Annotated in this window: 19 protein-coding genes and 2 pseudogenes; 11 read left to right on the top strand and 10 right to left on the bottom strand. The window is 59.7% G+C overall.

What is annotated here, in order from left to right:
- Positions 1 to 43: 43 nt before the first annotated feature.
- The 6 genes and pseudogenes from N7578_RS09385 to N7578_RS09360 form a co-directional block, all read right to left on the bottom strand.
- A complete protein-coding gene (locus N7578_RS09385; RefSeq protein WP_311110102.1) occupies positions 44 to 1,039 on the bottom strand; it encodes a DctP family TRAP transporter solute-binding subunit in 996 nt (331 codons plus the stop codon).
- Between the two features lie 54 nt (positions 1,040 to 1,093).
- Positions 1,094 to 1,978: pseudogene (locus N7578_RS09380) on the bottom strand (NAD(P)-dependent oxidoreductase); the annotation flags it as partial.
- A gap of 12 nt (positions 1,979 to 1,990) precedes the next feature.
- Positions 1,991 to 2,296, bottom strand: a complete 306-nt coding sequence (locus tag N7578_RS09375; protein WP_311109998.1) for a putative quinol monooxygenase — start codon at positions 2,294 to 2,296, stop codon at positions 1,991 to 1,993.
- Positions 2,297 to 2,307: 11 nt separating this feature from the next.
- On the bottom strand, positions 2,308 to 3,666 hold the full coding sequence (locus N7578_RS09370) for a Gfo/Idh/MocA family oxidoreductase (protein ID WP_311109997.1): 1,359 nt from the start codon (positions 3,664 to 3,666) through the stop codon (positions 2,308 to 2,310).
- Between the two features lie 410 nt (positions 3,667 to 4,076).
- Positions 4,077 to 4,346: a helix-turn-helix domain-containing protein gene (locus N7578_RS09365; RefSeq protein ID WP_311109996.1), complete on the bottom strand. Its 270-nt coding sequence runs from the start codon at positions 4,344 to 4,346 to the stop codon at positions 4,077 to 4,079.
- 151 nt (positions 4,347 to 4,497) lie between these two features.
- Positions 4,498 to 5,382 (bottom strand): LysR family transcriptional regulator, encoded by an 885-nt coding sequence (locus N7578_RS09360; protein WP_311109995.1) that lies wholly within the window; start codon positions 5,380 to 5,382, stop codon positions 4,498 to 4,500.
- 118 nt (positions 5,383 to 5,500) lie between these two features.
- Here N7578_RS09360 and N7578_RS09355 point away from each other — a divergent pair, with 118 nt between their 5' ends.
- From N7578_RS09355 to N7578_RS23765, 4 genes are all read left to right on the top strand, one after another.
- Positions 5,501 to 5,962, top strand: a complete 462-nt coding sequence (locus N7578_RS09355) for a VOC family protein (protein ID WP_311109994.1) — start codon at positions 5,501 to 5,503, stop codon at positions 5,960 to 5,962.
- A 52-nt stretch (positions 5,963 to 6,014) separates the two neighbouring features.
- On the top strand, positions 6,015 to 6,971 hold the full coding sequence (locus N7578_RS09350) for an SDR family NAD(P)-dependent oxidoreductase (RefSeq protein WP_311109993.1): 957 nt from the start codon (positions 6,015 to 6,017) through the stop codon (positions 6,969 to 6,971).
- A 36-nt stretch (positions 6,972 to 7,007) separates the two neighbouring features.
- Complete coding sequence (locus N7578_RS09345; RefSeq protein ID WP_311109992.1) at positions 7,008 to 7,844, top strand: oxidoreductase; 837 nt, start codon at positions 7,008 to 7,010, stop codon at positions 7,842 to 7,844.
- Between the two features lie 163 nt (positions 7,845 to 8,007).
- A complete protein-coding gene (locus tag N7578_RS23765) occupies positions 8,008 to 8,187 on the top strand; it encodes a hypothetical protein (protein ID WP_422646680.1) in 180 nt (59 codons plus the stop codon).
- 108 nt (positions 8,188 to 8,295) lie between these two features.
- Here the strand turns inward: N7578_RS23765 and N7578_RS09335 are convergent, their stop codons facing one another.
- Together N7578_RS09335 and N7578_RS09330 are read right to left on the bottom strand one after the other, a co-directional pair.
- Positions 8,296 to 9,024 carry a response regulator transcription factor gene (locus tag N7578_RS09335; RefSeq protein ID WP_311109991.1) on the bottom strand — a complete coding sequence of 243 codons (729 nt, stop codon included), beginning with the start codon at positions 9,022 to 9,024 and terminating at the stop codon, positions 8,296 to 8,298.
- A 1-nt stretch (position 9,025) separates the two neighbouring features.
- Positions 9,026 to 10,261 carry a GAF domain-containing sensor histidine kinase gene (locus N7578_RS09330; RefSeq protein ID WP_311109990.1) on the bottom strand — a complete coding sequence of 412 codons (1,236 nt, stop codon included), beginning with the start codon at positions 10,259 to 10,261 and terminating at the stop codon, positions 9,026 to 9,028.
- Between the two features lie 303 nt (positions 10,262 to 10,564).
- On the opposite strand from N7578_RS09330, the gene N7578_RS09325 reads away from it, so the two are divergent.
- The 6 genes and pseudogenes from N7578_RS09325 to N7578_RS23760 form a co-directional block, all read left to right on the top strand.
- Positions 10,565 to 11,581, top strand: coding sequence for an ABC transporter substrate-binding protein (locus tag N7578_RS09325; protein WP_311109989.1), 1,017 nt, complete (start codon positions 10,565 to 10,567; stop codon positions 11,579 to 11,581).
- A gap of 91 nt (positions 11,582 to 11,672) precedes the next feature.
- Positions 11,673 to 13,136 carry a sugar ABC transporter ATP-binding protein gene (locus tag N7578_RS09320; protein WP_311109988.1) on the top strand — a complete coding sequence of 488 codons (1,464 nt, stop codon included), beginning with the start codon at positions 11,673 to 11,675 and terminating at the stop codon, positions 13,134 to 13,136.
- Complete coding sequence (locus N7578_RS09315) at positions 13,133 to 14,074, top strand: ABC transporter permease (RefSeq protein WP_311109987.1); 942 nt, start codon at positions 13,133 to 13,135, stop codon at positions 14,072 to 14,074. Before N7578_RS09320 ends, N7578_RS09315 begins: the two co-directional genes overlap by 4 nt.
- The gene (locus N7578_RS09310) at positions 14,071 to 15,018 is read left to right on the top strand and encodes an ABC transporter permease (RefSeq protein ID WP_311109986.1); all 948 of its coding nucleotides are present in this window, start codon (positions 14,071 to 14,073) and stop codon (positions 15,016 to 15,018) included. Before N7578_RS09315 ends, N7578_RS09310 begins: the two co-directional genes overlap by 4 nt.
- A 35-nt stretch (positions 15,019 to 15,053) precedes the next feature.
- Positions 15,054 to 15,974 (top strand): SMP-30/gluconolactonase/LRE family protein, encoded by a 921-nt coding sequence (locus N7578_RS09305; protein ID WP_311109985.1) that lies wholly within the window; start codon positions 15,054 to 15,056, stop codon positions 15,972 to 15,974.
- A gap of 142 nt (positions 15,975 to 16,116) precedes the next feature.
- Positions 16,117 to 16,269, top strand: a pseudogene (locus tag N7578_RS23760) (recombination regulator RecX); the annotation flags it as partial.
- A gap of 711 nt (positions 16,270 to 16,980) precedes the next feature.
- Here N7578_RS23760 and N7578_RS09295 read toward each other — a convergent pair.
- Positions 16,981 to 17,793 carry a nickel-binding protein gene (locus tag N7578_RS09295; RefSeq protein ID WP_311109984.1) on the bottom strand — a complete coding sequence of 271 codons (813 nt, stop codon included), beginning with the start codon at positions 17,791 to 17,793 and terminating at the stop codon, positions 16,981 to 16,983.
- 241 nt (positions 17,794 to 18,034) lie between these two features.
- On the opposite strand from N7578_RS09295, the gene N7578_RS09290 reads away from it, so the two are divergent.
- Complete coding sequence (locus tag N7578_RS09290) at positions 18,035 to 19,099, top strand: methyltransferase domain-containing protein (protein ID WP_311109983.1); 1,065 nt, start codon at positions 18,035 to 18,037, stop codon at positions 19,097 to 19,099.
- 20 nt (positions 19,100 to 19,119) lie between these two features.
- Here the strand turns inward: N7578_RS09290 and N7578_RS09285 are convergent, their stop codons facing one another.
- Entirely contained in the window at positions 19,120 to 21,159 is a 2,040-nt protein-coding gene (locus tag N7578_RS09285; protein WP_422646696.1) for a putative bifunctional diguanylate cyclase/phosphodiesterase, read from the bottom strand.
- Positions 21,160 to 21,246 lie beyond the last annotated feature (87 nt).

The raw sequence follows: 21,246 nt of genomic DNA, 5'->3' as shown, positions 1-21,246 counted from the left end.
AACCGGATCGGCATCCTCCATGCCGACCGTTCTCGTTCATCGATCAGTTCTTTCCGACGGCAGCAACCGTCTTGTCGAAGAATGCCTGATTTTTCACCAGCCCGGCAAAGACCGGATAGAGCTGCTTGGCAACCGCGACAAAGGCCTTCTGCTGCTCGGGCGTGAGGCGGTTGACTTCCATTCCATGCCCCTGAAGTTCCGCGATGGTCTTTTCAGCGGTCGCATTGTCGTTCTCGACCTTCCACGCTTCGGCTTCGACAGCCGCTTCCTCGATCGCTTTTTTGTGCGTATCGCTCAAGCCGTCGAACTTCGCGGGATTGATACCAAGCACCCATCCGTCGCCCATGTGATTGGTGATGGAGACGTATTTCTGGACTTCGTAGAACTTGGCGGACAGCGGCACATTGATCGGGTTTTCCTGACCATCAACGACCTTAAGCTGCAGGGCGTTGTAGACTTCCGCGAAGGCCATGGGCGTCGGCACGGCGCCCAGCTTGCCGAAGAATTCAACCCAGAGCGGGTTGTTGGGAACGCGGAACTTCAGGCCAGCAAGATCTTCCGGCATTTCGATCGGGCGCTTCGAATTGGTCATCTGGCGGAACGGACGCGGCCAGAGATTGATGCCCTTGATGCCAATGGAATTGAGGTCGGCGATCAGTTCCTTGCCCGGCTCGCCCGCGAGATAGGAGCGGAGCTGCGCCTCGTCATCGAAGAGATAGGGGATGGATATGGCTGAGAATTTCGGGTTGAAATTGGCGTAGAGCGAGGTCGCAAGGACCAACATGTCGAGTGACCCGCCGGCGAGCTGCTTGACGGCCGCTGAGGGATCGCCGCCATAGAGGGTTCCATTCGGGAACACCTTGACTGTCACCTCGCCATTGGTCTTGGCAGAGACGAGTTCTGCGAACTTGTTAGCGGCCACAGTAATTTCAGAAGAATCCGGATCCGGCGTCGAAAGCGTCAGCGTTTCCGCCTGGACAATGGTTGCCGTCAGCATGGTGGCTGCCGTGATAAGGTTGCGGATTGTGAACTGTTTCATCTCTTTCCTCCCGTTTGACATTGATCTTGATCGGTGCGCGTCCCGGGCCCAACCGGAATTCATACGCTTCAACTCACGAATGATCCCGCTGTGATCGAGGTCGCCATCGCCGTTATTCACCATGGCCTGGAACAGCCGGTCGACCTCCTCGCCGACCGGCAGTTTCAATCCGTGGCTCCGCGCAAAGCGGAGTGCCGTCGATGTATCCTTCACCTGGTACTTGGCTGGACCACCCGGTCTGAAATTTCCTTCCACCATGCGCAGGCCGTGCTGGCGAAAGACGGTGGAGTCGGCGAAACCGCCGAGAAGCGCTTCTCGGACACGGGCCGGATCCGCACCGCCGGCTTCGACCAGCGTCAGGGCCTCGGCGATGGCGCAAATGGTGGATGCCACGATCAACTGGTTTGCAAGCTTGGTAAGGGCACCGCTCCCGGATGGCCCGACATGGGTCACCCGGCCAAGCGCGTCAAAGACCGGGGCCAGCCGATCGACAAGATCTGCCGTCCCGCCGGCCATGATCGCGAGCCGGCCTTCCTTCGCCCCAAGTTCTCCACCGGAGACCGGTGCATCAAGGCAGGCGATGCCTCGCTCCTCTGCGTCCCGCACGATGGCAACGGCCGTATCGACCGGAATGGAGCTCATGACGACGAGTGCCGCATCACTGCGCATCCTCGCAATCGCTCCATCCTCCCCACCGAGCACGGCCTCGCAGACGGGGCCGGAACTCAGCATGCAGATCACCACATCCGCGTCACGCACGGCATCTTCGGCTGTAGACACCGGCATAACGCCCTGCTCCCGCAGAGCCTCCGTCTTTTCAGGACTGCGGTTCCAGGCGCTGACCCTGAAACCGGCATTCGCCAGGCGCAGTGCCATCGGTGCCCCCATGATACCGGTTCCGAGAACCGCGACATGCCGGAGTGACTGGGATGCGTTCATGGAACTCAATCCTCAAGGATGCTGACGATCAGCAAAACGGACAGGCCGCTCCTCGATGATCAGCGACGGAAAGACGTTCCGGAAGCGCAGGAGATGCGGTGTCTCGAGATGGGCATCGAAGGCTGACCGGCTGTCATAGACCTCGTAGAAGACCACGGTGTCGTCCGCCCCCTGCTGGCGGATCACGTCGAACTGCCGGCAGCCGGGTTCGTCGGCCACAGAATGGGCCGCGTCATCACGGGCGGCCTCAAGAAACGCTGTCATCATGCCGGGCTTCACCTGAAACTCTGCAATTACGACAAAAGGATAGCTCGCCATTGATCTCTCCCTTATTCGGCGGCGATCTTGGCCGGCCGGAAACGCGCTTCCATCTCCTGGCGCAGGCCCACCACATCAAGGTCGTTGACGATTTCCACGTCATCGAAGGAAACGATCTGGTCTTTCTTGATCGCACGCTTCAGCTTGACATTGTGGGCAAGGCCGATGGGCAGCGCCTTGAGATCAAGGCTCCGCGTGGCCGGAATGGCATTGGCCCACACGGCGTAACCTCCTTCGCCATCGAGCATCTCGCCCGGCTGCATGTCCTTCTTTGCCGTGGCCACGGCGTCGCCGCGGAATTCCTTCGAGCAACCGGTCGGCTCGTTGCGAAGCACGGCAGAGAGAATACTGACAGACGTTTCCAGGCCGATGATGTGGAACGGTCGCCACATTGAGGCGTACCAGCCCGAGGGATCCGTCAGCAGACCATATTGCTTGAAGCAGGCGCGGGCATATTCGTTATGCGCCTTGAAGGTGACGAAGACGCCGTAGCGGATGTTGTTGAAGACCTCGCGGCCGTCGGGTTCTTGACTCGCGGCGATATCCACGAGACCGCTGCGTGCCATGCGGCCACCATCGGCTGCCGGGCGGAACACGCGTGCGAGGTCGTGAAGACCGGCCGGCGGGAAAGCCAGGCCATCATCCGGGCAATCGAGGCCCGTACCGTTCGCAACGGCTACCATCTCGATCGCAGCCTTGGTGCCGTCGGTGAAGGAATTGTACATTTTTGGATTGAAGTCGCCTTTGGCAACCTCTTCTTCGGTCCAGCCGAAGAAGCTCCAGACCGTGTCGGGCGTAGAGTAGCGGTATCGCGGCTCGAAGTTCATACCCTTACCGGCTGAAGTGACCTCAAAGCCGGTTGCGCGGGCCCAATCGACAAGTTCGCAGATCAAGGCGGGCTGGTCACCATAGGCCATTGAGTAGATTAGCCCCTTGGCCCGTGCCTTCTCGGCAAGGATCGGCCCCACCATGACGTCGGCCTCAACATTCACCATGATGACATGTTTGTTGCTTTCGATCGCCCCGAGGGCATGCCGAGTTCCGGCGATTGGATGGCCCGTCGCTTCTATTATGCATTCGATCTCATCACTATTGAAGAGATCGGATGCATCCGAGGTTACAAAGGTCTTTCCCGACTTGATGGCATCGCCGCAGCTTTGCGCCGAATAGCGATCCCTGGGCCAGCCAACTCGTTCCAGTGATTCCTTCGCCTTGCCGACATTGAGATCGGCAACCGCCACCATGTGGAGGCCTCCGATACGCTGGGCCTGGGCCAACACCATGGAGCCGAACTTCCCGGCACCGATCAATCCGACTCGCACGGGGCGGCCATCCGAGGCACGCAGGGAGAGCAGGGAATAAAGGTTCATGTTCACATCCTCGACAGGGGCAAATCCGATGAGAAAGCGGCCGGACCCACGACAAGCAATCTCGCACGGAGGTTGGCCATCAACCTCCGGTTTCGACTAGCCCTGAACGAATGATCTCCTCCGCAGACACGACCTTGAGGCGGTGTCATCCAGCCGCCTCCCAAAGCGGCTGATGACAGGAGAGTAGCGGCGAAAAGAAATTAGCTCAATTTAGAAGAGAAGAAAAATGCTTTAGAATTTCTAACGCGTCTACCGGCTCGATACGTATTTGAAGTACGCCATCCTCCACGCTTTGATGGGGGCCAAAACCTCGCCCCGCACTCCGTCCTTATCCATACGCGCCATTGGCCGCCCGTGCGGCGCGTGCTGCCATTAAGAAACCGGCGGCCCGTCCATCCTCCGGCAGGGCATCAATTTTCTGATGATTTGAGTCGTGTATCACCGCGATAAACATTCGGCTTCGCGCCCGTCAGTCGGCCAAATATTTTTCGGAATGCGGCCGGGTCTGTATAACCCACTGCATATGCGATGCTCTCGACCGAACCATTCGTCGTCTCGAGCAACTGTCGCGCCTTCATGATGCGAACGTTCTGCAGATATTCGGTCAGTTTCAGCCGTGTCGCTCGGAAAAAGCGGCGCTGAAGTGTCCGCTCTGAAAGACGCGCTGCGGTAGCGCACATGCCAGGCAAGCTCGACCAGGAATGTGCCGAGATCGACAAGCGCCGGTCGTTTTTCGCATCAAGGCGCTAACGCCATTCGACGCGGACGTCAGAGCCCGCGCTGGGTGAAAGGACTTGGCGGCATGTTCAGCGGGAACCAAAGACGGCCCGCCTAGACCCGCAGCACCTCGATCACGGCCCGCAGGCCGGCGGACATGAACTTGCGGGTGGGATAATAGAGGTAAAGCCACTCCATGGGGGCGGCCCAGGAAGCCAGGCACTCGACCAGCCGTCCATCGGCGATGTAAGGACGCGCCCTCTCCTCCCAGACATAGGCCAGCCCAACTCCGGAGAGCGCTGCCTCGACCATCAGCTCGTGGTCGTCGAGTGACACCGGTCCCGACGGCTGGAACTCGATGGTGCTTCCAGCCCGCGAGAACTCCCACGCATAGGGCGTCCCGTTCGGATAGATGTTGCGGATGCAGACGTGGCTGCGAAGGTCATCCGGCGACTTCGGAATCGTATGCTGCTCGAAATATCCGGGCGATCCCACCACGGCGAAGCGCAGGCGCGGCTTGATCTTCACCGCCGTCATTCCTTCCCGCAAGCTTTCGCCCAGCCGGATGCCGGCATCGAAGCCTTCGTCGACGATGTCGACCAGCCGGTCCGTCGCGACGATCTCGAGCTGAAGGTTTGGGTTCTGCGCGAGCAACGGCGCCATCACCGATCGAAAGACAAAGGGCGCGACGGAGTTCGGCGCGTTGATGCGGACCTTGCCGAAGGGCGTGTCGCGGAACTGATTGAGCGCGTCCATCGCAGACCCGATATCGTCGAAGGCCGGCGAGAGCTGCGACATCAACATCGCGCCCGCATCCGTCAGGTTGACGCTTCTTGTCGTCCGGTTCAGCAGGCGGATGCCGACCCGTTCTTCCAGATTGCTGACGGCATGGCTGATGGCCGAGGCGGTGACGCCTCTCTCCTCGGCGGCACGACGGAAGCTCCGGTGGCGCGCGACGGCATCGAAGGCAGCAAGTTCGGATAGATCGGTCGCTCTCATTGATGAATCTCACTCAGCAGATATGCGATAATTCGTCGTCTAATCTTCTCTGTCAAGAAGGCGCAAATTTCTCCTCGCAAGCCGGCAACTACGCCGGATCAACCAAGGAGACACTTCAATGGCCGACTTCATTCCTCCCGCCCACACGACTGCTTCGCCTTTCGCCGACATGCGCGGCCACCACGTTGCTGTCCGCACGCCCGACCTCGAAACCGCCAAGCGCTGGTATGTCGAGAAGCTTGATTTCCGCGTCGTCGCCGAATGGGATTATGCGGACGAGCAACTCGCCTATCTCGCTCCTGCGACCGACGACCACTTCTATGTGGAAGTTCTCGGCGGCGGCGAACCGGCGCCCGTCGATGTGCGACCTTACACCGACCTCGGCGACAGCCTGAAATATGCCGGCTACCACCACTTCTGCCTGAACGTCGCGAGCGTGGCTGAGACGGTCGAAGAGCTGCGTCGCCGTGGTGTCACCATCGTCACCGAGCCGTTCGAGCTTCCTGCCATCAGCCGCCGCCTCGCCTTCTTCTGCGACCCGTTCGGCAATCTGATCGAACTGGCGGAAGTCCTTAACTGATCCTGTTCACATCGCCGGCGCTTCGCGCGCCGGCCGTTCCGGAGGAACATCCATGTCGAAGTCCATCACCATCGTCGGCGCCGGTCCCGGTATCGGTCAGGCCGTCGCAGAAAAGTTCGGCCGTGAAGGCTGGACAATCGTTCTTATCGCCCGCAGCGTCACCCGTATTTCCGCGATGGCGGCAGAACTGCAGGCGAAAGGCATCAAGGCGTTCGCCTTGCCCGCTGACGCAACGCGGCCCGACGATATCCGTGCCGCCCTTACCGAAGCCGAAAAGATCGCAGGCGGGCTAACGGTCGTACACTTCAACGCCGCGGTTGTGCGGCAGCAGGATCTGTTCAAGATGAGCGACGACGAGGTCATAGGCGATCTTGCGATCAACGTCGCAGCCGGCCTTCACACCATCCGTGCAGCCGTCGAAAGGTTCGGCAACGCCGGCGGTACGATCCTCGTGACGGGCGGCGGCCTCGCAACCGCGCCCCATGCCGCCTATGCCAGCCTCGGGCTCGGCAAGGCCGCTCTGCGCAACCTCGTCGAGGGCCTTTCTGTCTCGCTCGCTGAACGAAGAATCCGCATTCGGATAGCCACAGTGGCGACGCTGGTCGATCCCGGATCGAAAGAAGCGGCGGATGTTGCTCAGCTCCTGTGGAGGCAAGCAACCGGCCAGGCCGAGCATTGGGAGACAATCTACCCGACGCCTTCAGATCCGGACCGATTGACGCTTGTTGCTCGTCTCACCGCCAAGCCTGATCAGGGCGAAGCACTCGGTGAAGCCCTGCGGGGTCTCGTCGAGCCGACGCTCGCCGAAGCGGGGGCAATCGAATACCGGCTGCACCGGAACAATGACGATCCGAGTGTCTGGATTCTCTACGAGACCTGGCGCTCCCAAGCCGACCTCGATGCCCACTTCGCCCAGCCCTATACCAAGGCCGTCCTCGACCAATTCCCCCATCTCCTGGCTCGCGACATGGAACTGACCTTCGGCACTCCTGTCTACGCCCTCGCCTAACAGCATTGTTCCGCCGAAAAACGAAAGGATACCATCATGAAAGTCTGGTTCATCACCGGCGCGTCGCGCGGCTTCGGTGCCCTCGTCGCCCGCAAGGCTCTCGAACAAGGCGACGCTGTTGTCGCCACCGCCCGCAGTCCAAAGGCTGTCACCGATCGCATCGGTGAACATCCAAACCTGCTGCCGGTTGCACTCGACGTCACGGACGAAGCGCAGGCCACCGCCGCCGCCCAGGCCGCGATCGACCGCTTCGAACGCATCGACGTTCTCCTTAACAATGCCGGCTTTGGCCTGATGGGAGCAGTCGAGGAAGCCACCGCCGCCGAGGTCGAGGCGGTTTATCGCACCAATGTCTTTGGGCTGCTGACGGTCACGCGTGCGATTCTCCCTTACATGCGCCGGCAGCGATCCGGCCGTGTCCTCAACATCTCCTCGATCGGCGGCTATCGCGGCGCCGCCGGCTTTGGCGTCTATTCCTCGACGAAGTTCGCTGTCGAGGGACTGAGCGAGGCGCTGCATGACGAGCTCGCGCCACTCGGCATCCATGTCACCGTCATCGAACCGGGCTACTTCCGCACTGACTTCCTCGACGCCTCGTCGCTATCCGTGAGTCCGACGATCATTGCAGACTACGCCGCAACGGCCGGCAGGGTTCGTACAGTCGCCGCGGATCTCAGTCATAATCAGCCCGGCGATCCGAACAAGCTTGCGGAGGTTCTTGTGGCGTTCGTTGACGCTCCCAATCCGCCGGTTCGGCTACCAATCGGCAGCGATACCGTGGCCGCGATCGAGGAGAAGCATTGGAACGACGCCGCGATCTTGGAGGCGTGGCGCCCAGTGTCGGTGTCGACTGATTTTCAATCAGCAGAATGAACCTTCAGGCGCAGGATCCCTTTGTCCCAGGGCCCTGCGCCTACGCTCTTGATCGGAATTGAACTGGCGCTCCGAAGAACCGCTCCCATCGCCGCCATCGCAACCAACTCAGTTATTACAGATAGAGGTCTTTTCACTATATTGGCGGCTAAGGAGATATCGCATGGCCAGCCAGATTGTTCATTTCGCCAGACTGTCAGATCACGATCGAAAAACAGCAACGCCCTTGCCAAAGCTGGGTGCCGGCGACAGGCTGGAACTCCACGTTCGTGATGCAGGTGGCAAGGCAAGCGCGAAGTCGCAAGTCTCACCTGGGGCATGCCGTCATCTCCTGCCTTCGTGAGAAACTACGACCCCAGTGTCACCAACATCCGCATTGTGGCGTCTTCTCACTGGCGGTGACTTGGAATGGCCAGTCGATGGGAAAATTCCCGTCTCAAATGGCTTGATTTTACGAGACCACGTTACTCGGTCCACCCCCCAGTTCGCGCTCAGCTTTATCTAACGCACTGTAGTTCAAAAGCTTGCGCAGGAAAGCGACGGCGACGGCACGGGTTCTAAGGTTGTAGCAGCCGCTCGCCTCGTCGTCGCCGGCCGCCTGATGCACGTTCAATTTCTCGTAAAGGCTTTGCAGGCGGTTCTGCACGCTGCGCAGGGACAGGTTCCGGCGGCGAGCAATCGCCTTGTCGGTAAGACCCAGCGCGACATCGACAAGAATTTCATATTCGGAATCGGTAAATCCATGCACCTTGCCGAGGCTCTTTTCTTGCAAGCCACGCACTTCCCGGTCGATCACGCATTGCGCCTCGATGAAGATGCCCCTGAGCGCCAGCCGCAGGCGGTCATCGGAGGCCGATTTGAGCACGTAACCATAAGCGGCACCTTCCGGCACGATGCGGGAAACGCCACGTACATAGGCTTCATCAGAATAATTCGACCAGAACAGGATGCGGGTATCCGGCCTTTCCTTCCAGATGGTGCGCGCGGCCTCGATGCCATTACGCTCATTCATCTGTAAATCCATGACGATGTGAGCCGCCCGATTTTCGCGCGCGAGCTTTTCGCCCGCCCTGCCATTGGCCGCCTCCAGAACATTGTCGCATTCCGGCAGCGCCGCCCTAACGGCCTCACTCAGATAGGCGCGGTGCAGCGCATCGTCCTCGACGATCAGCACGTCCATGTCAAACATCCTCCTGGGGATCGAAAGCACCTTGCTGCAGGGTCACGGTGATGCGGGTGCCCGCTCCGGCTTCATTGGCGGAAATATCAAAGCGTGCCGAAATCAGCCGCGCCCTTGTCTTCATGTTGCCAATGCCGAGACCGCCGGAGGCAGCTTTCTCACCGCAGCCATTGCCGTCATCGCTCACGGTCACCCTCAACCCGCCATCAACCGCGGAGAGCATCACGGCAATCGTATCCGGCTGCGCATGCCTGATGGCGTTGTTGACCGCCTCCTGCACGATGCGGAACAGCGAAATGGCCACCGTCTTGTCGAGCTTTTCCACCAGCCCGTCGGTCTCATCGGTGACAGACCACTCTATAACCGAGCCGCTATCGCGTACGGAGCGGTCGACATAGGTCTCGATCGCCTCGACGACGCCGAACAATTGCAGGATCGAGGGCTTCGCTTCCTCAATGATCTCGCGTAGGTCCTGCATGCAATGTTGCAGGCTGCGGACAACCGGTTCCAGCATCTCGCCCGACATATCGGCCGAATGGCTCATGCGCTCGATACGCCGCGCCAGCCTCGTCAGGTCGGCCAGCGTCTGATCGTGCAGATCCATGCCGATCCGCTGGCGTTCGGCCTCAAGAGCCTCCGTCAATTGAAGCGCGCCGAGGCGAAGTCCTTCTTCGCGAGCATTGGCACGGGCCTCCTCGATGGCCGAACGTTTCGCCTGCTCTGCAGCGCGGATGGCGTAAAAATAGGGTGCCAGCAGATCAGCAACGGCGCGGGCATTGGCGACATCCTCCATCGTGTAGGCATCGGCCCGATGACAGGAACAACTAAGCGCGCCGATAATATCGCCGTGCACTTTCATCGGAACGTGCAGGCGGCTATGCAAGTCTAGTTCGTGGATGGGGCTTGAAAATGCACCCTTGAAGTGGAACCGCGGATCGGCGCAGGCATCGCCGCTCAGAAGATGCTCGACTTCGCCAGACAGCAGGGAGCGGATAGGACTTCCGGTCAAAAGTGCAGGCGGATGTTTGCTCCAGGCACTGACAAGCCCGCTCTCATAGGCGATGTGGTATTTGTCATCCAGCTGTTTGATGCAGACATCCATGTGATCATGCGGGATGATATGGCTGATCTCGGTCGCTACCGCCTGGATAATGGCGTTGAATTCCAGCTGCCCGGCCAGCAGCCGCGAAATACCCATGTAGTGATGAAAAAGCGCGCTTTTTGGCGTATCCAACATTTGCCGACGCCCTCCCAAGCGTCTGCCATATCTGGCGGCGCAGTTTCGACACATTGGAACGCCGCGTCATCCATTCTGCGCCCGACGGTGGCGTTTCGTCCTGCGGGTCCCCGCAAGCTTTCTGCGGAAACCCGCAGGAAGATTGCCGCGATCCGCCTATACAAGCGAAATCTTCTTGGTCATTCTCGCTTCTACTGGGGAAAGGAGCTCCAGTGCAAAGGAATTCCACCCGCCGCCGAGGAGATTTGCGGCGTTGCGAGAATTCCGGGCTCGAAAAGGGCAAGCCACGAGGGAGGAAATCAAATGGCTTTGAGGAAGATGCTTATGGCATCGGCCGCTGTCGCATGTGCAGCGCTGCCGATCACCGCTCACGCCGATACGTCGGCAAAAAAGATTGCGCTTTCAAACAATTACGCAGGAAATTCCTGGCGTCAGGCGATGCTGACCAGCTGGGACAAGATCACCAAGCAGGCGGTTGCCGACAAGCAGGTGGCCGCAGCAGACGCCTTCACGACGGCTGAAAACCAGGCGACCGAACAGGCGGCGCAGATTCAGAACCTCATCCTGCAGGGTTATGATGCGATCGTCATTAATGCCGCCTCCCCCACCGCGCTCAACGGCGCGGTGAAGGAAGCCTGCGATGCCGGCATCACTGTCGTATCCTTCGACGGCATCGTTACCGAGCCCTGCGCATGGCGCATCGCCGTTGATTTCAAGGCCATGGGCGCAAGCCAGATCGACTATCTCGCCAAGGCCATGCCGAAGGGCGGCAATCTGCTCGAAATTCGCGGCCTGGCCGGTGTTTCGGTCGATGACGAAATCCATGCCGGTATTGTTGACGCCGTTGCCAAGAACCCGCAGTTCAAGATCGTCGGTTCAGTCAATGGCGACTGGGCGCAGGATGTCGCACAGCGTGCCGTTGCCGGCATTCTGCCGAGCCTTCCCGAGGTCGCTGCCGTGGTAACGCAGGGGGGTGACGGTTACGGTGCGGCACAGGCTTTTGCCGCCGCCAAGCGCCCGACGCCGACCATCGTCATGGGCAACCGCGAAGACGAGTTGCAATGGTGGAAACAGCAGAAAGATGCCAGCGGCTATGAGACCATGTCTGTCTCCATCGCTCCTGGCGTCTCAACGCTAGCATTCTGGGTGGCGCAGCAGATCCTCGACGGCAAGGATGTGAAAAAGGACCTGACGGTTCCGTTCCTACGCATTGACCAGGCCAATCTCGAGGAGAACCTCAAGAATACCCAGAAGGGTGGCGTTGCGAATGTGGAATATTCGCTTGAGGATGCCCAGAAGGTCATTTCCTCGGCAAATTAATCCGCAGCCTGATGCCTGATCCTGCGGCGCGCTCGAAGGAGGCGCCGCAGCGCTCTTCGTAAACAATTTCAGAACACTGGCATAATTGCTCATGAATGACATCATCGAGGCCGAAGAAGTCGTCGCCGCGCGCGGCGTGAAGGTCGTGTTCGGCGCGGTTAAGGCGCTGGACGGGGCTGATCTCGTCATCCGATCCGGCGAATGCCTCGGGCTCGTCGGTCATAATGGCGCGGGAAAATCCACCATCGTCAACGTCATCAATGGCGGGCTGACGCCGCATGAAGGCTCCATTTCCTATCGCGGCGAGCATGGCCGCTACGGCATCGCGGTTGCCCGCGCCAATGGTGTGCGCTGCGTCTTTCAGGAACTCTCGCTCTGCCCCAACCTGACGATCAGCGAGAATGTTCGCATCATGCATGCCACCATCAGCGGCAGGAACTGGCGCGGTCGCGTGCTTGCGATGATCCGCGAGACACTCGATGAGATTTTTCCCGGCCATGGCATCGATTGCGAGCTGACGATTGCCGAACTTTCCATTGCCGAGCGGCAGATGGTGGAAATCGCCATCAATTTCTGCCGCACACCTGAAGCCCCAAGGCTGATCATTCTTGACGAGCCGACCTCCTCGCTCGACGCCGGCCTCGCCAAACAGTTGATGGACTACGTTCGCGGTTTCGTCCGCACGGGGGGCTCGGTCCTGCTGATCTCCCATATTCTCGGAGAAATCCTCTCAACCGCCACCCGCATCGTTGTGATGAAGGATGGCCGGGTGGTGGCCGACCGGGCGGCCGGCGACTTTACGACACGCACGCTGGTGGAAGCCATGGGTAGCGTCGTCAAACAACAGGTGCGGCAGAAAAGCGAGAATCGCAAAGCGGGCGAAAAGGTGCTTTCCATGCCGGCGCGCCGGGGTGAAGGCCTTGCCTTCGAGGCTTTCCGTGGCGAGATCATCGGCCTTGCCGGTCTCGGCGGCCACGGCCAGACCGAAGCACTTCTCGACCTTTACCTGGGCCGCAACAGCAGCTGGCTGCCCACCCGGAAGACCGATATCGCCTTCGTCGCGGGCGACCGCAGCCTGAACGGCACCTTCCCGCTGTGGAGCATCCTCAAAAACCTGTCCATCGCCTCGCTGCGGGATATTTCATCAGCGGGCATGGTGGACAGGAGCAAGGAGAGCGACCTCGGTGCACATTGGAAGACGCGCATCGAAATCCGTACGCCCGATATGAGCAACAAGATCCTGTCCCTCTCCGGCGGCAACCAGCAGAAGGTGCTTTTCGCCCGCGCGCTCGCCACCACCGCCAGCACCGTTTTGATGGACGACCCGATGCGCGGCGTCGATATCGGCACCAAACAGGAGGTTTACGACATCTTGAGAACCGAAGCCTCCCACGGCCGTACTTTCATCTGGTATTCCACCGAAATGGATGAAATCCGTCTTTGTGACCGGGTCTACGTCTTCCGCGACGGCGTCATTCAGGCCGAACTGGTGAGCGAGGACATTACCGAACAGAATGTGCTGGCCGCTTCCTTCGCGGGAGAAGACCACGCATGAAACTTTCGGCAAACGCCCTTCGCCTCATCATTCCCGCCGCCTCGCTCGCCTTCCTGCTCGCCGCAGTCTTCTACTTGCAGCCGCGCGCCATGAGCTACACCGGCATGAACCTGCTGTTCAATCTGGCAGTGCCGATTGCACTCGCCACCGTTGCGCAGATGCTGATCATGTCCGTCAACGATCTCGATTTGTCGATGGGCACCTTTGTCAGCTTCTGCGCCTGTGTAACGGCCACCTTCCTGCAGACCACGCCATTGCTTGGGATTGCAATCTTTGTAGGGGCAATCGCGGTTTATGCCGTGCTGGGCGCCATCATTCATATCCGAGGCCTGCCCTCCATCGTCGTCACGCTCGGCATGAGTTTCGTCTGGGGCGGCCTTGCCGTTCTCATCCTCCCCTCACCCGGCGGGCAGGCACCCGCTTTTATCCGCACGCTGATGACGGCGAAACCGCCGCTCGTGCCGATCGCGATCGTCGCAAGCATCCTGATCGCCGTCATCGCCCATTACATCGTCATGCGCTCGTCGTTCGGCGTGTTGATGCGCGGCGTCGGCGGCAATTTCCGCTCGGTCGAGCGTTCCGGCTGGTCCGTTGTCGGTATCCGCGCGGCAACCTTTGCGCTGGCCGGTTTTTTCGCGGTGCTGTCGGGTATCACCCTTGTAGGCCTCACGACATCGGCTGATGCGAACATCGCGCTGCGCTACACGCTGTTGTCGATTGCGGGCGTCATCCTTGGCGGCGGTGAATTTGTCGGCGGTAGGGTCTCGCCCATCGGCGCCGTCATCGGCGCATTGACGCTGACGCTTGCCGGTTCCTTCCTCTCCTTCATGCGCATTTCACCCGACTGGCAAATCGGCGCGCAAGGGGCGATCCTCATTCTCGTGCTGGCACTGCGTATCCTGCTCAACCGTCTTGAAAAGCGGGAGAAACACCAATGAAGGGGCTCTCTTCCCTCACCCGAAAACCATGGATCTGGTCCTTTGCCGCAACCATTGCGGTTTGGGTCATCACCGTGCTCTTTACCGGCGGCGCAAGTTCCTTCGGACTATCGCATGCCGCTCTCACATTCGCGGCCTTTTCCGTCATCGTCGGCATCGGCCAGATGTTCGTCATCACGCTCGGGCCTGGGAATATCGACCTTTGCGTTCCCGCAACTATGACGCTGTCAGGAACTCTGGCCCTGAAATTCATGGATGTGTCGGACAGTCTCATCCTGCCCGGACTGCTGATCGCCATTCTGATCGGCGTTGCCATCGGCATCGGCAATTATGCGCTGATCAAGCTCCTGCGCATCCCGCCGATCATCGCGACGCTGTCGATGAGCTTCATCGTGCAGTCCATCGCCATCTGGTCAAACCGCGGCCTGCGCATCAAGCCGCCGGAAACATTGGCGACATTCGCGATATCAAGCTCTTTCGGCATTCCGAACGTTGCGCTCGTCGCATTGCTGCTCTCGGTCGTCGCCTGGCTGCTGCTCGACCGTACATTTTACGGGCGCTGGATTTCCGCCATCGGCCAGAGCACCTTCGCTGCGCGTATGACTGGAATCCCCGTGGATGGCGCACGCTTCGTCACCTATGTGCTCTGCGCGGTGCTGGCGGCAATTGCCGGTTACCTGCTTGCCAGCTTCTCCGGAGGTGCGGCGCTGAACATGGGATCGGAATATCTGCTGATGTCCATCGCCGTCGTCGTCATTGGCGGTACGGCCGTCGCGGGCGGCGACTCCAATGTTCCCGGCATCTGGGGCGCTTCGCTCTTCATGTTCCTGGTGGTCTCGATGCTGAATACCTATGGTTTCGGCGCCGGCATCCGCCTCATCCTCACCGGCCTCATCATCATCTCCGTCATTCTTCTGGCGAGCGGCCGCAAGGCCACGCGCTGAATCCCGAACGACAAGCCTAAAAGCGGACCACGCTCATGATCACAGAAAAGACCTCCCCTTACGAAATCCACGATGACCGCTTTCGCCATCTGATCGTTGGCAATGCGGAACTGGAAGAGCTTTATTCCGGCTGCCGCTGGGCCGAAGGCCCGGTGTGGTTTGCCGATCTCAACTGCCTGCTGTTCAGCGATATTCCGAACGAGCGTATGTTGCGCTGGGTGCCGGACGGCGGGATTTCGGTGTTCCGTCAGCCTTCGAACTTCGCCAACGGCAATACGCGGGACCGGCAGGGGCGACTTGTTTCCTGCGAACATGGTGGGCGGCGTGTCACCCGCACCGAGGTCGACGGCTCCATCACCGTTCTCGCCGACAACTTTGACGGTAAGCGGCTGAACTCGCCCAATGATGTGGTGGTCAAATCCGATGGCAGCGTCTGGTTCACCGACCCGACCTACGGCATTCTCTCCGACTACGAGGGCTACAAGGCCGAACCAGAGCAGAAGACGCGCAACGTCTATCGGCTCGACCCCACTAGCGGAAAAATCGATATCGCCATTGATGACTTCGTGCAGCCGAACGGCCTCGCATTTTCGCCCGACGAAAAGAAGCTCTACATTGCTGACAGTTCCTACAGCCACGATGTTTCCCGCCCACGGCAAATCCGCGTCTTCGACGTCGTGGATGGCGTTAAACTCGGCAACGGCCGGGAGTTCTGCAATCTCGACAATGGCCTGCCGGATGGCTTTCGCCTCGACACGGCTGGCAATCTGTGGACGAGCGCGGGCGATGGCGTGCACTGCTTTGCGCCCGACGGCACGCTCCTCGGCAAGATCAAGGTGCCGCAGACAGTCGCGAACCTCACCTTCGGCGGGCCGAAAAAGAACCGTCTGTTCATCACCGCTACAAAATCGCTTTATTCTGTCTATGTCGCGGCAACCGGTGCACAGACGCCCTGAAATGGGGAACACGTTTCTGGAACGACGTGGCAAGTTCGCTTCAGGGCGTTATAATTGCACCATGAGCGACGATTCAAAACTGTTCCTGACTGATGATATGGAGTTCGACGGCGACAAACCCGCCGTTTAGCCTACCAGCCGCATGCTCTTCTGGGCGCACAACTCCGCTCTCTACCGGCTGGAGCAGCGCATGATGACGGAAAAGCAGCTACGCGACACCATCATGCGCAAGGCGCCAGAGAAGTTCGAGACTATCAGCCCGGCGCAGATCAAGGCACTTGGCGGAAATGCTGTCGACCGCCTCCTTTCCTTCCTTCACCAACGACCTGTCACCGACCGCGCTAAAGGCCTTTCACAGCGAAAGGCACAATGTCGCCGTGCGTCCCGCATCCACAGCGCCTCAGACGTGGTATGCCAGCTCCGTCAGGACTATTGTAACGTGGGCTTCCGGTTTTCTCCCTTTCTACGAGAGGCGTGTCGTCACCCAGCCGCTCATGCGCATCTCGATGATCTGCTTCGTTCCGAAAGTACACTGGCTTGCCGTCGTCATTACTGCCGCAAATCTCGCAGGTGACACCACAATCGCCCACGGAGCCCAAACGACCCGGGCTTCCTTTTTTACGCGAGGGGTTGCGTGCTGATATTGGACAATTCACAATCTTGACCTACAATCAATCCACGACTGCATGCACCTCGTTCAGCACGGTCTTGGTATCGCTTGCACCTATGCCGATCCTGCGACTTGGGAAGTTGTCGCGTCCATCTCTTACGAACTCGACGTACTGTCGACCTTCGCGATGATATATTCAAGCACTCGCGCCGCGTTCGCTCATGAGGTTTGAGGCGGTACTTCGGAAATCCTGTCGTGCTATTGCGATGAGATGCGTGGCAAAGGATTGGGCCCGAAAAGCTGATTTATACACAGCTCGATGAGCGAGAGGTTCCAATCCCAACTCTTGAAGCCGTCAATTCGCGGAAAATAACGAATGCGATAAAAATCCGGCACCTAATTCAGCCATTCACACCGGTACGCTAGCACAGGCTGGGAAAAGCCTTTCAACTGATAGTTCTCTCCGTGTGCGAAGGCTTCGGCCTTGGCATATTCCTGAAAAATCTTGTCCGATATCAGAATCTGGTCGCTCTGGGCGGCGGCGCAAAGTCTTGCGGCCAATTGCACGGTCGTGCCGAAAAAATCATTGCTGTCTTCGACCGGCTCCCCGCAATCCAGCCCGATGCGGATGTGGATCGGCTCTCCATTGCCTCTGTTGTACGTGTGAAATCCGCGCTGGATATCGATTGCGCAATCCACGGCAAATGGCGTTGAGGAAAACACCGCCATTATGCCATCGCCAGTGTGCTTGACCTCGCGCCCTGACCGACGGCCCAGGCAACCGCGTACGATGGCGTCATGCGCTCTGACGAGTTCAGCCGCCATGCGATCGCCCAGACGCGACGTCATTTCGGTGGAGCCAACGATATCCGTGAACAGGACGGCGCGGTGACCGGCATCCATGTCCCGCGAGGCGGGTGCCGCCATTATCGGGTCCTGTATGCGCCCGAGAAAAGCTTCTACGGCCGAAAGGGCGACTTCCACGACTTCCGTTGCGATAAACCCGTGCGCCTCCCGATGCACGCACTGCGCGGTTTCGGCGTCCGGCGCATCGATGAGACAAAACGCCGTGCCACGTCTTTCATCGAACCAGTAGGTCAGGAATTTTACGCCGTACTGATCCTGAACGCTGAGATCTTTAAGGTGTGCCGCTGCGATATCCTCGGCTGAAACTCCGGCGAGATCGTGCCGGTCCATGAAGATAGGCATTCGTTTTCTCCCCGCGAGTATCGTCGCCCTATCTGCCGGGTACAGTTTACGACTTCCCAAAACCATCGTCCATCGCCCGTGCGGGTGACCTTCAAGATACGCGTATCACTGGAAAGAGCGATGTGCCTTTACGTGACAATTTCGGGGCATTCGGCTATGTTGCAAGGCCTACGAGCATTCACTGACACGCAAATCTGCGGTCAGCCTTTGCCCGCCAACAAAGCGATTTGGGGGGAATGCGATGACACAGCTCGACGAAGAAAAACTGAATTCATTCATTGGCAAGATGCTTGGCGACCTGGGCGGCGCTTTCAGCATTCCAACCGTCAGGATCGGTCTGAGGCTGGGTCTGTTCGATGCGCTGCATCGCCTGGGACCGGTGACATCCACAGACCTTGCGGCAAATGCTGGCGGTCTTTCCGAGCGCTATGTCCGCGAGTGGGCGCTGGCGCAGGCAGCCAATGGATACATCGATTACGATAGCGGTCCGGAGACATTCAGCCTCTCACCCGAACAGGCGATGGTGTTCGTCATCAAGGACAGTCCTGTCTATCTGGAAGGCGCCTTCGATCTGGCGGCAGCAATGATCGAGGGTGAGCCAAAGGTCGAGCGCGCCTTCCGGACGGGTGGCGGGGTTCGCTGGGGCGATTCCGCGGGTTGCCTGTTCTGCGCAACGGGTGCCTTCTTCCGTCCTGGTTACGTGAACAATATCGTGCCTGCGTGGCTGCCCGCTCTTCAGGGCGTGGAGGAAAAACTGATGACCGGGGGCAAAGTGGCCGATGTGGGCTGCGGTGTCGGTTTTTCGACAATCCTGATGGCCGAGGCATACCCCAACGCCAGCTTCATCGGTTACGATTTCCACGAACCATCGATTGACGAGGCGAACCGGCACGCCCGCGATCATGGTGTGGATGATCGGGTCAAATTCGTTGCGGCAACCGCCAAGGACATCAAGGAAACGGGTTTCGATCTCGTCACCAGTTACGACTGTCTGCATGACATGGGTGATCCGCGTGGGTGCGCCACGCATATGTGCCGCATTCTCAAAGAAGATGGCACCTGGATGATCGTTGAACCGATCGCCGGCGATCGCCCGCAGGACAACATGAACCCTGTGGGCCGCCTTTACTACAACGCGTCCACAATGATCTGCGTGCCAACCTCGCTTGACCAGGAGGTGGGTGAAGGGCTGGGCGCGCAGGCAGGCGAAGCGAAGCTTTCCGATGTCATCCGCTCGGGAGGCTTTACGCATGTCCGCCGCGCCTTCACCGGGCCGTTCAACATGGTGCTGGAGGCACGCGCCTGAAGCCCGGAAGGTGCGGACGACTACGCCAGCATGCCCGCGACAACAGCCGCCTCAACCGGGCGGCTGAAATAGTAGCCCTGCCCATAGGGGCATCCGGCTTCGCGCAGAAAATCCGCCTGCTCCGCCGTTTCGATGCCTTCGGCGATGACATCGATATCCAGCGAGCTGGCAAGCTGGATCATGATCGAAACAATGGCGCTGTCTTTCGATTTTTCCGGCAGGTTGGTGAGGAACGAGCGGTCGATCTTCATGCAGGACAGCGGGAAGGTCTTGAGCATGCCGAGGCACGAATAACCGATGCCGAAATCATCCAGCGCCAGACTGACACCCATATCCTTGATGGCACGCATGATCCTGACCGACGCATCCACGTCCTGAATGATCAGCGTTTCGGTGATTTCGATTTCCAGCATCGAAGGATCAAAGCCGGTTTCCTGCAGGGCGGCGTGGATTTTTCCCACCAGTCCGCTCTGGAACTGGCGCGGAGAGATGTTGACAGCCATCTTGACCGGCGGCAGGCCAGCCTCGCGCCAGCGCTGCGCCTGACAGCAGGCCTTTCGAAGCACCACTTCGCCCAGTTCGACGATCAGCCCGGTGTCTTCCGCCAGACCGATGAATTCCGCCGGACTGAGCAGACCTTCGTCCGGGTGCTGCCAGCGCACCAGTGCCTCGACGCCGCTGATCCTGCCGCTGACGAGATCGACCTGCGGCTGGTAGTGCAGCACGAATTCATCCCGCTCCAGCGCCTTGCGCAGTTCCTCGATGCGGATGAATTTCTTGCGCAGGTCATCGGCCATGCGCGGTGAAAAGGTGGCGATGCGATCGCGCCCTTCATGTTTGGCCTCGTACATGGCCAGGTCCGCTGCCGCGACGATTTCGGCCGTTGTCTGACCGTGTTCCGGGAAAAAGGCCATGCCGATGCTGCATGTGACCTTCATATCGTAATTACCGATACGCAGAGGCTTCGACACAGCCGCCCTGACCTCTTCCAGACGCGGTTCGAAACCATCGTCGCGCTTTTCCAGCACGATGACGAATTCATCTCCACCGACGCGCAGCACGAGATCATTCTGCGACAGGACGCGGGCGATGCGGTCCGCGGTTTTTGCCAGAAGCTCATCGCCGAGGCTATGGCCGAGCGTATCGTTGATGTGCTTGAAATTGTCGAGATCGAGAAAACCGATGCCGACCGTTTTCGACAATTTGGATGCGTTCTGCAGTATTTCCGGCAGGCGTGTATCGAGGAAGCGACGATTGGGCAGCCGTGTCAGCATATCGTGATCGGCAAGGAACAGGATCTGCGCGGCGGCCCGTTTGCGGTCTATCGCCAGCCCCGCCATGCGGCCGGCCGCGGCCACGAACTCCTCAAGGCTGGGATCGGGCCTGCGGCCTTCGAGCACGCACCAGACAAAGCCGTGCGGCGTGCCTTCGCTGGCCGGAATTTCGAAGCTGAATGCGGTTCCTTCGCCCGGCCAGACCAGACGTTCCGGGCTATCCGTCGTGGCAAGCGTTGCGGCAAACTCCGGCAGCAGGACAGAGGTCGCCGAAGCGTAGACCGGCCGCTCGCCCGACGCCGCATCGAACACCCGCACGACGCAGGTGAGGCCCGTCGCCAGTCCCTCGATCGCATCCACGAAAGCTTCCAGAAACTGTTCGATATCGGTTGCGGCAACGATCATTTCCAGAATGCGCGCCTGCGCCTGAAGCAACCGTTCCGATGCCTTTTTCTGGGTGATATCCCGCGAGGCGCCGACAACGCCGATGATATTGCCGTCCGCATCTTTCAGCGGGACGCGTGACATCATCAGCCAGCGATCTATGCCGCCGCGCATGGCGCGCTCCTCGTAACCGAGATCCGGCAGGCCGGTGCGCATTACACGCTCCTCGGTTTCAGGAATGCGGGCAAGGTTCGCCGCCTCGCCATGGATATCGAGATCCGTGAGGCCGATCAGCTCATCGACGTTGCTGAAGCCGTTATTGTGAACCACGGCACGGTTGGCGAACAGGAAACGCCCTTCGGTATCCTTGGCATAGATAAGATCGGGAACGTGATCGATCATCGCTTCCAGCAAGGCATAACGATCGGAAGCAGGACCGGCGCCGCCCGCCGCCAAGGGCGTTGCATTCCCGGTGGCGGCCTCATCGGC

Origin of the sequence: Agrobacterium tumefaciens (assembly GCF_031801495.1) — a bacterium.
Taxonomy (GTDB): Bacteria; Pseudomonadota; Alphaproteobacteria; order Rhizobiales; family Rhizobiaceae; genus Agrobacterium; species Agrobacterium tumefaciens_K.
The sequence above is the reverse complement of the archived record's forward strand: the minus strand, read 5'-3'. Positions and strand labels throughout refer to the sequence as shown.

Coding starts and splice junctions, on each gene's coding strand:
- N7578_RS09385 (WP_311110102.1), bottom strand. CDS start 1,039: ATGAAACAGTTCACAATCCGCAACCTTATCACGGCAGCCACCATGCTG.
- N7578_RS09375 (WP_311109998.1), bottom strand. CDS start 2,296: ATGGCGAGCTATCCTTTTGTCGTAATTGCAGAGTTTCAGGTGAAGCCC.
- N7578_RS09370 (WP_311109997.1), bottom strand. CDS start 3,666: ATGAACCTTTATTCCCTGCTCTCCCTGCGTGCCTCGGATGGCCGCCCC.
- N7578_RS09365 (WP_311109996.1), bottom strand. CDS start 4,346: ATGTGCGCTACCGCAGCGCGTCTTTCAGAGCGGACACTTCAGCGCCGC.
- N7578_RS09360 (WP_311109995.1), bottom strand. CDS start 5,382: ATGAGAGCGACCGATCTATCCGAACTTGCTGCCTTCGATGCCGTCGCG.
- N7578_RS09355 (WP_311109994.1), top strand. CDS start 5,501: ATGGCCGACTTCATTCCTCCCGCCCACACGACTGCTTCGCCTTTCGCC.
- N7578_RS09350 (WP_311109993.1), top strand. CDS start 6,015: ATGTCGAAGTCCATCACCATCGTCGGCGCCGGTCCCGGTATCGGTCAG.
- N7578_RS09345 (WP_311109992.1), top strand. CDS start 7,008: ATGAAAGTCTGGTTCATCACCGGCGCGTCGCGCGGCTTCGGTGCCCTC.
- N7578_RS23765 (WP_422646680.1), top strand. CDS start 8,008: ATGGCCAGCCAGATTGTTCATTTCGCCAGACTGTCAGATCACGATCGA.
- N7578_RS09335 (WP_311109991.1), bottom strand. CDS start 9,024: ATGGACGTGCTGATCGTCGAGGACGATGCGCTGCACCGCGCCTATCTG.
- N7578_RS09330 (WP_311109990.1), bottom strand. CDS start 10,261: ATGTTGGATACGCCAAAAAGCGCGCTTTTTCATCACTACATGGGTATT.
- N7578_RS09325 (WP_311109989.1), top strand. CDS start 10,565: ATGGCTTTGAGGAAGATGCTTATGGCATCGGCCGCTGTCGCATGTGCA.
- N7578_RS09320 (WP_311109988.1), top strand. CDS start 11,673: ATGAATGACATCATCGAGGCCGAAGAAGTCGTCGCCGCGCGCGGCGTG.
- N7578_RS09315 (WP_311109987.1), top strand. CDS start 13,133: ATGAAACTTTCGGCAAACGCCCTTCGCCTCATCATTCCCGCCGCCTCG.
- N7578_RS09310 (WP_311109986.1), top strand. CDS start 14,071: ATGAAGGGGCTCTCTTCCCTCACCCGAAAACCATGGATCTGGTCCTTT.
- N7578_RS09305 (WP_311109985.1), top strand. CDS start 15,054: ATGATCACAGAAAAGACCTCCCCTTACGAAATCCACGATGACCGCTTT.
- N7578_RS09295 (WP_311109984.1), bottom strand. CDS start 17,793: ATGCCTATCTTCATGGACCGGCACGATCTCGCCGGAGTTTCAGCCGAG.
- N7578_RS09290 (WP_311109983.1), top strand. CDS start 18,035: ATGACACAGCTCGACGAAGAAAAACTGAATTCATTCATTGGCAAGATG.
- N7578_RS09285 (WP_422646696.1), bottom strand. CDS start 21,159: ATGATCGATCACGTTCCCGATCTTATCTATGCCAAGGATACCGAAGGG.